The sequence below is a fragment of the Shewanella canadensis genome (assembly GCF_003966225.1).
Classification (GTDB): Bacteria; Pseudomonadota; Gammaproteobacteria; order Enterobacterales; family Shewanellaceae; genus Shewanella; species Shewanella canadensis.
This window is the reverse complement of record NZ_RXNU01000005.1, coordinates 39,127-53,600: the sequence shown is the minus strand read 5'-3', so window position 1 is coordinate 53,600 and position 14,474 is coordinate 39,127. Positions and strand designations below refer to the sequence as shown.

The 14,474-nt window shown below is 42.7% G+C and carries 10 protein-coding genes; 7 read left to right on the top strand and 3 right to left on the bottom strand.

Annotated elements, in window-relative coordinates; all coding sequences use genetic code 11:
* Positions 1-21 precede the first annotated feature (21 nt).
* The 7 genes from EKG38_RS10880 to EKG38_RS10850 all read left to right on the top strand — a co-directional run bounded on the left by EKG38_RS10880 (position 22) and on the right by EKG38_RS10850 (position 10,554).
* Complete coding sequence (locus EKG38_RS10880) at positions 22-1,029, top strand: TIM barrel protein (RefSeq protein ID WP_126520293.1); 1,008 nt, start codon at positions 22-24, stop codon at positions 1,027-1,029.
* A 277-nt stretch (positions 1,030-1,306) separates the two neighbouring features.
* Positions 1,307-1,885 (top strand): helix-turn-helix transcriptional regulator, encoded by a 579-nt coding sequence (locus EKG38_RS10875; RefSeq protein ID WP_126520292.1) that lies wholly within the window; start codon positions 1,307-1,309, stop codon positions 1,883-1,885.
* Between the two features lie 86 nt (positions 1,886-1,971).
* The gene (locus EKG38_RS10870) at positions 1,972-2,670 is read left to right on the top strand and encodes a TetR/AcrR family transcriptional regulator (RefSeq protein ID WP_126520291.1); all 699 of its coding nucleotides are present in this window, start codon (positions 1,972-1,974) and stop codon (positions 2,668-2,670) included.
* A 280-nt stretch (positions 2,671-2,950) separates the two neighbouring features.
* Positions 2,951-4,873, top strand: coding sequence for an Ig-like domain-containing protein (locus EKG38_RS10865; protein WP_126520290.1), 1,923 nt, complete (start codon positions 2,951-2,953; stop codon positions 4,871-4,873).
* A gap of 569 nt (positions 4,874-5,442) precedes the next feature.
* Positions 5,443-7,353 carry a hypothetical protein gene (locus tag EKG38_RS10860; protein ID WP_126520289.1) on the top strand — a complete coding sequence of 637 codons (1,911 nt, stop codon included), beginning with the start codon at positions 5,443-5,445 and terminating at the stop codon, positions 7,351-7,353.
* Positions 7,354-8,024: 671 nt separating this feature from the next.
* Positions 8,025-10,064: a hypothetical protein gene (locus tag EKG38_RS10855; RefSeq protein ID WP_126520288.1), complete on the top strand. Its 2,040-nt coding sequence runs from the start codon at positions 8,025-8,027 to the stop codon at positions 10,062-10,064.
* 292 nt (positions 10,065-10,356) lie between these two features.
* Positions 10,357-10,554 carry a hypothetical protein gene (locus EKG38_RS10850; protein ID WP_126520287.1) on the top strand — a complete coding sequence of 66 codons (198 nt, stop codon included), beginning with the start codon at positions 10,357-10,359 and terminating at the stop codon, positions 10,552-10,554.
* Positions 10,555-10,737: 183 nt separating this feature from the next.
* On the opposite strand, the gene EKG38_RS10845 is transcribed toward EKG38_RS10850, so the two are convergent.
* The 3 genes from EKG38_RS10845 to EKG38_RS10835 all read right to left on the bottom strand — a co-directional run bounded on the left by EKG38_RS10845 (position 10,738) and on the right by EKG38_RS10835 (position 14,329).
* Positions 10,738-11,133, bottom strand: coding sequence for a DoxX family protein (locus EKG38_RS10845; protein ID WP_126520286.1), 396 nt, complete (start codon positions 11,131-11,133; stop codon positions 10,738-10,740).
* Between the two features lie 260 nt (positions 11,134-11,393).
* The gene (locus tag EKG38_RS10840; protein ID WP_126520285.1) at positions 11,394-13,403 is read right to left on the bottom strand and encodes an MtrB/PioB family decaheme-associated outer membrane protein; all 2,010 of its coding nucleotides are present in this window, start codon (positions 13,401-13,403) and stop codon (positions 11,394-11,396) included.
* An 11-nt stretch (positions 13,404-13,414) separates the two neighbouring features.
* On the bottom strand, positions 13,415-14,329 hold the full coding sequence (locus EKG38_RS10835; protein ID WP_126520284.1) for a DmsE family decaheme c-type cytochrome: 915 nt from the start codon (positions 14,327-14,329) through the stop codon (positions 13,415-13,417).
* Between the last annotated feature and the right edge of the window lie 145 nt (positions 14,330-14,474).

Sequence of the window (14,474 nt, the reverse complement as noted above, 5' to 3'; positions counted from 1 at the left end):
ACTACGCAGCAAGGAGAAGTGATGAAGCAATTAGCGAATATTACCGTGACCCCTAAGCCCGGCCATCTGTTTGACAGTTGGGATACTGCCGGGCAATGGCTCAGTAACATGGATCTGTCAGGTTTTGAGATATATCCCCATGGCGAGCTCAATGCGGCAGATATTCCCGCTAAGCTCGTCGGCGGTTTTCATCTGCAATCCTTCCCCATCTTAACCCCCCTGCTCTATAACGACAGCAGCAGGCTGATGAACATCTTCGGAGACTGGCAGACCGTTGAGCAGTTTTATGGCGGCACAGATGCCGACCATATTGTGAAAGTGATGATCAGCCAGCTAAATCTTGCCGCAACGCTCAACGCGCCCTACGCCGTATTCCATCCTATGGATTGCGACATGGAGCACTTGTTCAGCCAGAAATTTCCCTGGACACTGGATGACACCTTTACCGCCTGCGCCGAGTTGCTGAACTTAGCACTCAGACAAAGCAATTTTAAAGGCTGGTTGCTGTTTGAAAACATGTGGTGGAAGCAAAGTTTCAGACTGGATAGCAGGCAGGAGTATGACAAGTTGCGCAACCGGATAAACTATGCCAAATGCGGGATCTGTTTCGACACGGGTCATATGATGGCGACCAACTCACAGCTATACAATGAGCCTGAAGCGATTACGTTTCTGCTGCAAAGGCTGCAGCAACTCGACCTCTATTCAGAGATAAAAACACTGCATTTAAACAGTAATTTACCAGCAATGAATCAGCCTAAAAATAATACAGATGCTGCCGCTAACTACAACGGATGCAAAGGTTTCTGGCAGCAGTTTGAGTTGGCACTAAACCACATCACTAAACTTGACCCACACAACGGCTTTGACCGCTGCGACCTTGCCCACTTGGTTGAAACTATCGATCCTGACTACCTTGTGCACGAGGTGTCACAAAACAATATTGAGCAATGGGGGCAGATGATTATAAATCAGCGAGATTGCTTCTCTCCTACTGTAGATCAAGTTGCCTGGAAGAGATACGCCTGAATAAAGCACTCTATTAACCAATACTAATCGCCCACAGCATTTATAAATACGGTGAAAGAGTGGAGACATTCTCCACACCCAATTACCCCCACCCAGCAAGTCGCGATCCAGATCACACTCAATACTACACACCCCCTCAAAAGCGTGACCTACATCACGCTAAACTTGGTTAATTAGGGGGCGCTTACATTCATGATTCACTTAACATCACAATCCCACTCAAAACATTAACATTTGATTTAAGATTTGAATGAAATTGATGAGACGAGATTATTCTATGAAACCATTAGGTTGGATTTTATATGTAAGTAAAAATCTCTTTTTAGAGGACAACGTCACTCTTAGTGAAAGTAACAAATATTGTGAAGGTTACCTTCAACCGATAAATGTTTTTATCTCGGATGATTCGTTAAAAAAAGTGGCATATTCATTGTTGGCAACCCCAAGGCATGCAAACAGAATCCTTACCGCTACCAAAGTTGACGGACAAAGGGTCATCGCTAAGAAATACATCATACATAGTGACAGTGCTTCAGAAACTATTGGTGAGATAATATTTTTTATCGGCATAGATGGATGCAGTGAGTTGGTGCTAAAAAACTTCTTTATGGATGAGGTCCAACCATCCGTTAATGGTATAAATGACCGAAAAATAAAGCAAAAAACCAAAGATGTTGTAAAAATGATCGCGCTTGGCCTCGATCGTGACGAGGTCAGTGAGTTGTTCAACTTAACCAAACGAGGTGTCGACTACCATATTGATGTAGCTAAAGAGGTACTTGGCGCCAGCAACAAATCGAGTATGGTCTTCCAGGCAATGCAACAAGGTTGGTTAACCAGTCACCAGCATGCTTAAAGTGATCATTTAATGATATGGTTAATGACATATTATCGAAGTAACAACTGTTTTATCGCAACATGTTTACCAGTTAAGGAAAAGCCATGCCTAATGCAACCAGAGAGAACAAGGTCGCTAAAATAATTGATGCTGCAGAAGTATTGATCCACGAGAAAGGTGTGTTTGATTTTTCCTTTAAAGAGCTGAGTAAGCTCAGCGGCGTGTCCAATGGTAGCCTATACCGCGAGTTTCAATCGAAAGATGAGTTGCTGTGTACTATTTTTACCAACAAATTAAAAAAACACATCCAGGTCATGGATTATCTACATCAGGCAGAACTAACTGGAAAAGAGAAGATTATATCCCATGTCTATTACACATACTTCTCAATTAAAAATGATGAAGCTAGTGTCGCCGATCGGTTTTTAATCACCAATTATGCCTTGTATAAAAATGCGCGCCCTGAATTTACCGATGAGATGAAAAAACACATAGAGATACTAACTAACAAGTTCCTCTATCAATATACATCTCTGAAAGAATCAAAAATCATTAATGCCAGTCTAACAAAAGCCAAGCGTCAGATGATATATATGCAGATTGTAACCCGAGGGCTTAATGTTATTGCCGGTAACCGTTACACACCTAAACGCAAAATTAAACTCGACATGCTAATTCCTCTACTCGCTCCTATATTAGATGATCTGGAATGGACGCCGGGACCATCCAGTGAATATGACATCAACAAAATACAGGTCACAGTAAATACATTGAGTGACAAAGGGTTTATCAATGTAAGCTAAAAGAAAGTTTCTTATGCTGTATTGAATAACTTGAAACCAGCCTTTGGTTGATTTCAAGTTACCAGTTAGACACATCGTTAATAACACCTTTATTATTTATTGCTTTAACTCAACTTATATAGCCTCTCTACTTCACATTTACCTCCTTATCAGCGTCATAAGTCACAGTTTTATTTTCTGTGTAATTCGACACGGATTAACTATTAAGCAGACCACATACAATTAACAGGTAAATCCCAAAAGGTTTACAACAATAAAACAGATATAAATAAGGAAGACGATGATGAAAAAATTAAGTCTGGTGTATATTGCATTATTGCCGATACTATTCGGTTGTAATAGCAGTGACGATTCGGATGATATCCCTCTAAATTCAGCACCAATAGCCATGCCTGATGTCGCCACAGTGAATCAGGGGGATACAGTCTCTATCGATGTACTGGCTAATGATGTCGATCCCAATGGAGATGCGCTAACTCTGGTTGCGGCAGAAAACCTTGAAATTAAAAACAATCAGGTTAGTTATGTCTCAGCTGAGGATGACACACCAGGTGAGAAGGTGTTTACTTATCGGATCACCGATGGCCTATTGGAATCAACATCGACACTGACTGTAACGGTAGTGCAAAACGGTCAACCGCCACAACCACCGGTAGCAGAAGCTGAATATGTAACGGCTCAAACCTGTAAAACATGCCATACCAATATCTATAACGACTGGAAAGATACCAGGCATGCACAGGATTACCGCACGCTATACACTGACGACCCTAATAAAACCATCGAGAAGATCATACCAGAGCTAGACTGGGGAACTGAAGCTGAGCCTATTACCCATACCATTAAATTTAGCCCCAACCAGATAAGCACCTATAAGGGTGATGATGGTAAATATTACGCAACTCTGATCGATAGAGTCGATGCTGCCAACAGCCAAACCTATCGTATCGATGGGATCTCGGCAACGACATCTAAGCAGTTTGTCTCTTACGATTACCCACAAAAATCAGCAGATCCTCAAGATGCGATTGGCTTCATGATGCCTTTTGCCTGGTATAATGACGGCAACGCCCAGTGGTTTTCATCTTTCTATACCACCTCGGTATTTTGGAATAAAGATGGCAGCCTGAACGACATGGATGACATCCACACTAATGGCGTACCCGTTGGCGAAGAACTGCACAGGATGAGCTGGGAAAATCAGTGCATGCAATGCCATACAACAAATTCAATAATAACTGGGTGGGAGAAAACAGAGAACTATGGCAAGGGCGGTGTCCCTGGTATGTTAGTCAGTTCAGCAAACATGCACAGCGGTGATGTCGAAGACGGTATCTCCTGTGAAAAATGCCATAACGCAGGCTCAAACCATGCTACTTCAATGGATGCCGATCAGATCACTAACCCTGGAAAGATGACTCTTGAGCAGAAGAATGACAGCTGTATTCAGTGTCACCAGATGTCTAAGCATCACGATATGCCCCTATACTCTCAGCTCTATAAGTTTGTACTGGATGATGAAGGTAATCCAACCACAGAGGTGGGTCAACAGTTTAAAGTCGGTGATAAGGTGCTTGATTTTACAACATTCGATCCTCAGGGTATGTGGTTAGGAACAGATCGAATCAAGGGGCAGAAAAATTCGGTACTTGAATACAATAGCTCTAAACATGCAGCCATAGGGCTTGCCTGTGTCGATTGTCATGATCCACACAGTATGGAGATTAAGGCCCCTGCCGACGATCCTGAAAAACTCTGCCAAAGCTGCCATGCAGATAAAGACGCGGATCATAAGATGGCTATCCATGACATGGTTGGCGCAACTTGTATGGACTGCCACTCAACTGCAATTGGCTCAACTGCGACCATGTGGGACAATAGTACACATGACTTCAAGGTGATCTCACCGACAGAGTCTTTAGCTAACTATGATGCACTCATACCTTACAGCCGAAATGAAGGCGATAATCCACAGTTACAATATTACTTCAATATGGCTGTAGGTTGGGGGCCTGGCTGTTATGCCAATGGTCCATACGTACCGAATTCATATGTGTGTACTACTGCAGCCGTATTGCCGAATGCCTGCGCCTCATGTCATAAGTCAGAAATGCCTACGATTGGCATATTTAATGACGTAGAGCGAGCTAAGCTGCTTAAAGGCCAAGAGCGCTGGCAACGATTTGAAGATGCAAGTAAGTAATCTTTAATGAGTTAAAGAGATAAAAGATGCCACTACCTTTAATAAGTGGCATCTTTTTTATATAAAATTTAATTGCACAGTGATAGTAAACCAAAACACTGCATTGATTAATCCAACCTCATATAGATTGCAAAAAATATCAAGCATTAACTTATCTAACTCTAGACCATTAGTTATATTACAGGCTTCCTACCCTCCCCTACAAAAATATTTCACGCATAGCCAGTAAAATAAACCAGCACTCCATACCTGCAAGTAAATCAAAACAACCAACAACACCTCCGCCTCAAACAATAAGTAACCAACACACATTATTCACTTATTAATTAACAACAACTAGTTTATTGGAGAGACCATCCATCCACGTGCAATGAGATATAAAAACACCACTTATTTTGAGGACCTGCTCACACATAAAATGCATTAACCCTCAAGGTTTGAGACTTACCCCTCACTTTCATTTAGCTCTATTACTACGTGCACTCCGCATCTTTTTGAGAGCATCTAAATTGATAAAATTTAATTGCAAAAACACTATTAAAATAATTTATAAAATATTTGGAGTTAAGATGAACAAGAAACTTGCCTTGGCAGTGTCTTTCGCTCTGGGACTTTCGGCATGTGGTAGTGATGATAATACTACTACACCACCTCCCGTCGAGCCGCCACCGACCATCAATCCAGCTTGGCAATATATTGACACTGGTTATATGGAATTAGAAACCAAGCTTGAAGGTGAGATCACCGTAGCAATTGGCATTCCAAATTGGCGTGCTGAGTGGTGGCGATTCGGATGGGGCGAGTTTGAAGGTAACAAAGGTACAGACGTTAATGGTGATGGGGTTGTAAACGTTAGAGATGCCGATATGGCCGGTATTAAGAATGACGCTGGGTTAGTATTCAAAGCAAAAGCTGACGATATCCATAAAGTACTACGTAGCAATCCAGACGGCTTAGGCGCAGGTACAGCAAGGCCAGACATCTTCACCGAAGGGAATTACTCAGCATTCGATATTATGCGATATGTTGTTGCAACCAGAGATGACTTAAGATTTGAGAGTGTCATTAAACCTGAAGACTCAAAGTACGACACCTATGAGTACACAGTGTCATTTGATAAAAATCAGGATGGTATTTTTAATGAGGATGACGGTGAATATTATAATAGCCCGGACTGGTTCTATGCGATGACTCAGCACGGTGGGCATGCTCTAGATATTCCATCAAGGTTAGGCGAAAGGTTCTATTTGAGAAGTGACCAATTCTGGGTGCAAACTGGCGCGCAAGTACGTTTACAACCTTTTAACTCTGCAATGACCGGCAGAAGACAACTCTCCTGGCTAAAAGAACAACAATTTTTGGCTGCAAATGATGGCAAGTACATAGTGCCTAAAATCACTATTGTTGATAAAGATAGGGTCCCGCATACCATCGTTGAAAACCTTGAGGTTAAAGCGCATAACTTAAGAAATGATATATTCCAAGAAGGTGTGATCACCTTTATGGATGTTTTTTTATCGGCAGCTGAGCAAGGCTATGACTTTAAATTAAGCTGGTGGCCAATATTATCATCAGGAGCCATAGTCAATAACTTCCAACTGTCAGCAAACCCGTTAGGGGACTACGGCTCATTTGAAGGCTATGACAGTCGATACAGTTGGAGCGAGTTTGATGACTTTCAATGGCCTGGATACAATGGATCAGGACTTAATGGTCCTGACTGCAGCCAATTTGGTTTGGATGGTAAACCCGATGGCGAAGGGCAACTTGACCTTGATACTTGCCGACGAGACTTTGCCAATTTCAACGAACAGGGTGGCTACAAAGGTAACATTGCAGTAAGTGCAAGAATTGCCAGATACCCTCAAGGTGAGGTTACCCTTAATTATGTTGATATGTCTGCCATGATGACAGGGAAAAGTGAGCTTAACTCAGATATTCCAAGCGAATGGGATTTCAGTCAAGGTAAGGATAATACCGAAGTTTATTTGTTAGAAACACTGAAAGCTGCCGATGAAAACAACCCATCAGGTAACGCACCAATTGTTGATAGTAACCACTTTGGTTGGCAAATCGCTGATTGTGCACTGTGCCACAATGAAACTAAAGATCCTAAAGGCCATGGCGGTGCCTCGTGGCCTGTAAATAAGGCGGCAGGTTTTGATGTTGTCCAGCCTTATTATTGTTCAACCTGTCATGGCAGTAACGGTGCGCCTGAGATGCACTCTAATAAAGCAAGTTGCTACTGGTGCCACAGCCAAGACAAAATGCCAAGTAATCATGGGGAAGCTAGCTCAAAAATGAACATTGGTTTAAACGAGAGTATTCCAAATAGAATCTCACGCCGAGGGTTATACAACCAAACTAATACCAACTTTGATCAATATGATGGGATTGTAGAAGGAAAAAACAATTTCTATTGGCGGGCTGTCACTTTCCCTGATCCACATTCATGTGCCACATGCCATCAAGCTAAATAGCGATTACATCAAAATAAAGTCAACCTGATTTCATATCAAATTGACGAAGGCACAGCAACTGGCTGTGCCTTATATCCTTCAACTCTCCACATGTATACAGTCCCGTTCTATTCACGCAAAAAATATGACAACCCTCAAATAAAGCTCAATACAAAGCTGAATTCAAAGCTAAATACAAAGCTAAATACAAAGCTAAATACAAAGCTAAATACAAAGCTAAATACAAAGCTAAATACAAAGCTAAATACAAAGCTAAATACAAAGCTAAATACAAAGCTTAACATGCATCATTGATGTGTATCACAAAAACTCCCAAAAGTTCCTCCTCAATATCAATTAAGATTGAATATTCTGTATCAGACTATATTTAGGTTTCCGGCACGCTTCCCGTATATTCCGCCCTAAAACATCCACTTCACTTATTATTCATCACAATAATGACTTTATTGGAGAGGCTATCCACTCACACACTAGCAAACATATAAACAAAACAAATTTTGCTAGCGTAGTCACATCTATAAGGTGTTAGCAGTCAAGACTTTTGACTTACATCTCATTTACCCTCAACTCTATTACTACGTGCGAACGGCATCATTCGAATAGCATTGAAATTGATAAAATTCATTTGCAAAAACACTATTAAAATAATTTATATAAATATTGGAGTTAAGATGAATAAGAAGCTTGCTTTGGCAGTGTCTTTCGCTCTGGGGCTTTCTGCATGTGGTAGTGATGATAATTCAAGCACACCGCCTCCCGTCGAGCCACCACAAACTATTAACCCAGCTTGGGATTATGTAGAAACTGGATATATGGAGATGGGTCAGTCCACCCTCAGCGGCAATATAAATGTCGCTTTTGACTATATGAATGAAAAAGTATGGAAATGGATACGTGGCATCACCAAAGATTCGAGTCAGTTTTGTATGAATTTACCCGAATCAGTAACGCAACCTTGCAATACAGATGTCAATGGTGATGGTTTTGTCAACGCTCTGGATGCCAACCTTGCAGGGGTGTTAAATAAACAGTCTGATATTTTATCCATAGATACAGCCAAAATACATAAAGTATTGGCGACTAATCCCGACGGATTAGGTGCCGGAACAGCCAGACCCGACATCTTCAAGGAGGGAAGCCTCTCAGCATTTGATCTCCTTCGCTATATGGTCGCCACTCGCGATGATATGAAATTTATCGGCGAGGTCATTACCCCAAATAAATCCGCCTACGACACCCATGAATTCACACTAGGTTACGACAGAAACGGTAATGGTGACTTTACCGATGAAGGAGAGCAATCACGTAATTGGCATTATCGTTTCACACAAAGTATGGGGGAAGCCGGACTTTACAGGGATCACAGTGGCGAGATCAGCTACACCAGAATGGATAACTTCTTGATAAAAGAGGAGCAGAGGATCCGCTTCTTGGACACATCCACTCCATTTATCTCTCGTCTGCACTATATCTGGCAACAAGAAATTGAAAAACTGGCAGCCAACAACGGTAAAGTGATTGTCGATAATGTTTATTGGAAAGATGATCCTGAAAATTCATTGGCAACAAATATTGAAGTTAAAGCACACAATTTACGAAGTGATGTATTCCAGGATGGCGTTATCACTAGAATGGATGTCTTCTTAACACTTGCCGATATGGGACTTGATTTCCGATTAAACTGGTGGCCAAAGCTTGAATCCGGCGCGATAGTCAACTCTTTTAGTTTATCCAGAGCCCCCGTTCTTGGTAAAACAATAGGGCTAAGATCTTTTGTAACCAAGCATGCCGTCATATCGGAAGTGGATGGTGATCTTTTCTTCTCAGACAGAATGCCCAACATTTGTAACTTTGATGCAGAAACCGGTCGTTCCGATGTGATTAATACTCCCGTTGCTATGACTGATTGCGTTCAAGATTTTTGGAGTGCTTTTGGCATTGGTGGTTGGTTCGGAAATATTAACAATGACCTGTGGACTATGCCCTATGGTGCAGACTTCGTAGAGTTAAGTAAAACAGACTTGAATAATGCCGGCTATCATAGTGCTGGAGCCAAAATTGACAGCATATCAAAGTACGACATTATTGAGTGGGACTACAATTGGCGTCAGAATGCTCTAGCAGACAAAGGCGTCAAAGATGAGTATATCAATACTGATATTGTTACTTTACGTTCATTTAAACCTGCCACAAAGGAAGGTGAAAATGGTAAAGCACCGCTACTTGATGAGACTCATTTTGGTTGGAAAGTTGCCGATTGTACACAGTGTCACAACGATGAAAAAGACCCCAAAGGTCATGGCGGATATTCTTGGCCGGTGAATGCTGCGGATGGCTTTAACGAAACGCAGCCTTACTACTGCTCAACTTGTCATGGTAATAATGGAGCACCTGCCGGCCATGGCCGAGAGGCTCGCTGTTTCTGGTGTCATTCAGAAGATAAATTGCCGAAGAATCATGGTGAAGCCAGTGCACGCAAATTACTGAAGCATGAAGATAACTGGATTAATACCATTACCACCCGTCGAAAAGCCGGTATCGACAACAATTACTATGGTTTTTCTGACAACCATAATGAGATTTTGGAAGGAGATGAAAAAGGCTATGGAGATCGTTGGGTATCATCTAACAACGATTATGACTTTAGCAAAAAGTTCCCAGATCCATTTGCTTGTGGCACTTGTCATCAGGATATAGTGAAAGACAACTAATCGTATTATTATCGCTACAGGGCCTTTCATAAGGCCCTTTTCTTAAAATAATTCATTTAGAAGCATAGCGTTAACTATCCACTTCAGAGCTATACACACTCAGGAAGTAAAGTAATTAAACTCAAATGATAAACCATGCTCAAACAATCGTTCATTACCACAAGCATGACAAATTTGTGGGCATCCTAATGGTTAATCATCAAGTTAGCCCCCCAAGTTCGACACGTCAGGCGTTAATATATTGTAGAGACTGTCAGGTGAGTTTTCACTATGCAAGGGCCTGGAAAGTTCGATGATAATGACACTGCACTTCAACAGTATTCTGAAAATTGACTCTGTCCAAAAAAGCTCAACAGGTGGCAAGTCTCGTAGTAAAAAAGCGCAATTGAGTTATCAAGATGGTGATGGGGACAATTCGACATCGCCCTGCAACACATTTCAGGGATTGATCCTCACAACGGATTTAAGCATGCAGACCTTTCTCGATTAATCGAGCTCATAAAGCCCGGTTATCTGGTGCATGAGGTATCAAAACAAGACCTCTTCAGTTGGCAGCAAGCAATCACCATTCAACAACAATTGATCTTACCTAATACAAAACCACATCTGCGCTTGCAGATGTCGGCCTAGGTATATTTGGACCTGAAGATGCAATGACAGATAAAACGTCTTATCATTCATCTTTCTTGTTTATGCGGTTATCCATTGCATAGGAACCAGGACCATTGGCGAATAACATCAAAAAACCACCAGCAATTGCCAGGTTTTTCATGAAACTAATCATTTCAGCCTGATTACTGAAATCAGAATGAAAGAACACGGCGGCCAAAACACTAAAACCGGCCAGTGCTATAGCTGCGTAGCGAGTTTTCCAACCAATGATAATTGCTACTCCGCCAATTATTTCCGTAATGATCACCAAAGGTAACAAGGCTCCAGGAACGCCCATTGCTTCCATGTAGCCTTGAGTCCCTGCATATTGAGTAATCTTAGTTACCCCAGACAGAAAAAAAATAATTGCTATCAAAAAGCGGCCTAAGGGGGCGGCGAAAACTTGTAAGGTATTCATATAGTCTCTCCAAAGAAGCAAATTTTAAGCTAGCTTGAATTATTAGTTGTATAGATAATATTAGTTGCGAACAATGAGAATGCACAGACTGGAAGCTATTACTGCTTTAATCAATATGAAGTAAGGGTTAGATAAAAAACCGGGAATAGATGCCTCTATTCCCGGTAAAATGGGGGGAGCAAGTAAAGCTATAAACTTGCGATTTTTTATTGCTACCCTCTCAGTTGCCAGAAAAGGTAGCGTTTATGATCATGTGTGTATCAAAAACGATACTGTAAAGTTGCCAGTATCAAATGGGCATCATAATCATGATTCAATACGCCTAAAGTGTTTAGGCCAGTCGGGCCTGTTCCCGGGTAGTAGTAAGTGGGCAGTTGAGTATCATCCGAGTCACGGTATCGCTCGAACTGATATTTAAGTCCCACAATCGTCTGCTCAGTCATCGCGTAGGTGGCTTGAACCGTGACGTAGTGGCTGGTGGACTCATAGTCACCTAACACATTGTAACCGTTTGAATAGCTGTCGCTGATAGAGATCGCATAGCTATAATCGGCACTTAAGTTTATTCCTTTATCACTCAAGCCTGTGTAGTTGAAACCGATGCCGGCAAAGCCAAACTGATCTTCGGTATCGGCTTGCCACATATCTACGTTAGTCGTCTGCGCGCTGGCTTGATCGCTATCGATCCATTGGTAGCCACCATCGATATTAACGCTTAACTCCTGCAATGCCTGCCAGCTTAACCCCAGGTCGTATCCATAGTCTTTAGACTCGACTAAGCCAATTTCGGTATTGGTATAATCGTCCAGACCGTAATAGCCTCTGAAACTAAGACTTAGCGTATCGAGTGGCGCATGGGTAACAAATAGCTCGGCTCTGCTGCTCTTCTTATCGGCAAGATAATACTTACGCATCAGGGTATTTTCACCACTTTCGCTCATCTCGTCATAGACAAACTCAGAGCCACCACGGTCAGAGTAAAGCCCCTTTAGGCGAATGTCCCACATATCTAAGCCAGTGACCCGCCACTGTGCCCAGAAAATATTGTCATCGGTCTCTTCACGATCCTGATTTGTGCGCTCTGTTTCGATGCGATCATATCCGGCCTCGATACGTTGCCCCTTTGCCAGACTGTAACTCGCGCTAGCTTTATACGCTGTGCGAGTGGTATCCAGCGGGGTATTAGCCTGAAAGTCACCACTGAGCTCATCAAAGGTGTATTGCTCATACATCCTGACATCGGTCTTATTATCTCTGTCGGAGTAATCGATTGACGCCCTGAGTCTCAAACCCGACATCACAGTACTGGTAACTTTGAAGTTAGCATCTAAGGTATCGACTTGTGTATCGGCGTTACCCGGTCCTGATGTGACCCCGGTAAGCGTTACATAATCGGCATCTTGCGTCATGCTGCCCTGAGTTACACGACCACTGAAATGTGTCCTGCTCAGTGAGTAACGCCCTGTAAGAGTAACAAACTGTGACTGATTGTCCGGCGCTTGTGAGCTTACCGGGTAACCCATGCCATTGAGCTGCAATGAATCGATATCATTTTCGAACCAGCTGCCTTTATAACTGAGCTCTGTTAACCAGTTCTGACCACTAAGGCTTATGCCCGCAGCCATGTTCTGGGTTTGCATGTCGATAGGCGCGGCAATATTGATAGCCTTGATGCTGCCGTTGGTCATGCTTGAGGTTTGTTTGCCCGTTTTATCTTCGTTTGAGAAACGAATATAGCTGGCTACATTATCTAATTTGAGCTTCGCCTCGATGGCAGATTTTTTACGCTCCTTGACCAGTTGCTGCGTCACCATCTCATCCTGTGCGATAAGAGTGTTGCCATCGGCAACCCAGATACTCTCGGCGTTGTCAGCGTTATAACGGCGCTTCTCATCGAAGCTGGCCTCTACATTCCATACACCAAGCCTGCCGGTTTTAATTGCCCCATAACCCTGTTCGCTGCCTAACTGGTCCGCTACCACTTCGGTGCGATAACCTTTGTTGTTATAGACAACGTCGGCATTAACGCCCGCTGCGAACCCATCGGTATATTTGAGGTTATTGGCTGCATGATCGTCATCGCTGCTCATGGAGCCAAGTTCGATACCAGCCTGCCCGAGAACCGTATTTTTACTGGTACACTTTTTACAGGCCCATTTTGTGTTGGTATTTGTCTGAGTATTGGCCGATGTGACGCCAAAATCGAATGCGAAAGCACCACTGCTACAGGTTGCCAGCGCTAATGTGATAAGACTTAATTTAAATTTCATTTTACGCTCCCTTAAAACTGAAATGCTTTACCAGATGGATGATTCGAGCCGTGGATCTGACCATGACAGTTGAGACAACCTTGACCGCCGGTTTGAATACTCGAGTTATCACCAGGCGCTGTGCCTGCGTGTCCGTCGTTGGCATGACACTGTTTGCAAAGCATTGGTACTCTTGATTTCAGCAGTGCTTCATTTACGCTGCCGTGTGCATCATGACAGTTGGCGCAATTTTCCATCACAGGCGCATGTTCCCAAAGGAATGGGCCGCGTTTTTCAGCATGGCATTCGAAACAGGTCTGGTTAACATCAATTTCATTCAATGCTGAGTCGCTCATAGAGCCATGTGGGTTATGACAATCGCTACAGGTCATATCGCCCCACTTAAGTGGGTGACTGGAACGCTTATTCATATCGGCTTTAGCACTGATATGACACCCGCTACAGACTTCTACCTGTTGGTCTTTAACCAGCACTGGATCTTTACTGACATGGAGTTGATGACAGCTTACACAGCTCACATCTTGTTCGGCATGCAAGGACGTGTGCCAAGCCACGCGGGTAGTATCGTTATGACACGAGGTGCAGACCGAGTTTTGCATCTCAGCCGTTAGAGGCGACTCTTCACCGAAGGTCACCATAGGTTCATTTTTACCCTTATGCTTCCCTTGAGGGCCGTGACAGGCTTCGCACTGAAGACCTGCCATAGGGCTTTTACTGTTCGCTTGCCCGTGCACACTATCGAAGATAGCCATCACCTTATCTGAGCGCTTATGGCACATGATGCAAGTATCAGCGCCCTTCTTTGAATACTTACCCTCTTCAAACTTTTTCATTAATGTATCGAGGGGATCGGCGGAGACCCCCGTAGATACCCCTGATAAAAGAACGAGCACAACACTCATCACATTAAATATTTTCATCGTCATCTGCCGTAATGTTTTTTAATTATTAAAATCTAACTACCTGAAAAATAATATTTCAGTAGCAAGGCTAGAGGATGACAGAGCTAATTTCTCTGTGGTTTATGACACACATTGCTTTAGTGTTAACTATGCCGTTAAAATTTTTCAC

Bases quoted from the DNA above. Each gene is read 5' to 3' on its own strand.
- EKG38_RS10835 (WP_126520284.1), bottom strand. From the start codon at position 14,329: ATGACGATGAAAATATTTAATGTGATGAGTGTTGTGCTCGTTCTTTTA.
- EKG38_RS10860 (WP_126520289.1), top strand. From the start codon at position 5,443: ATGAACAAGAAACTTGCCTTGGCAGTGTCTTTCGCTCTGGGACTTTCG.
- EKG38_RS10840 (WP_126520285.1), bottom strand. From the start codon at position 13,403: ATGAAATTTAAATTAAGTCTTATCACATTAGCGCTGGCAACCTGTAGC.
- EKG38_RS10855 (WP_126520288.1), top strand. From the start codon at position 8,025: ATGAATAAGAAGCTTGCTTTGGCAGTGTCTTTCGCTCTGGGGCTTTCT.
- EKG38_RS10865 (WP_126520290.1), top strand. From the start codon at position 2,951: ATGATGAAAAAATTAAGTCTGGTGTATATTGCATTATTGCCGATACTA.
- EKG38_RS10845 (WP_126520286.1), bottom strand. From the start codon at position 11,133: ATGAATACCTTACAAGTTTTCGCCGCCCCCTTAGGCCGCTTTTTGATA.
- EKG38_RS10850 (WP_126520287.1), top strand. From the start codon at position 10,357: ATGATAATGACACTGCACTTCAACAGTATTCTGAAAATTGACTCTGTC.
- EKG38_RS10870 (WP_126520291.1), top strand. From the start codon at position 1,972: ATGCCTAATGCAACCAGAGAGAACAAGGTCGCTAAAATAATTGATGCT.
- EKG38_RS10880 (WP_126520293.1), top strand. From the start codon at position 22: ATGAAGCAATTAGCGAATATTACCGTGACCCCTAAGCCCGGCCATCTG.
- EKG38_RS10875 (WP_126520292.1), top strand. From the start codon at position 1,307: ATGAAACCATTAGGTTGGATTTTATATGTAAGTAAAAATCTCTTTTTA.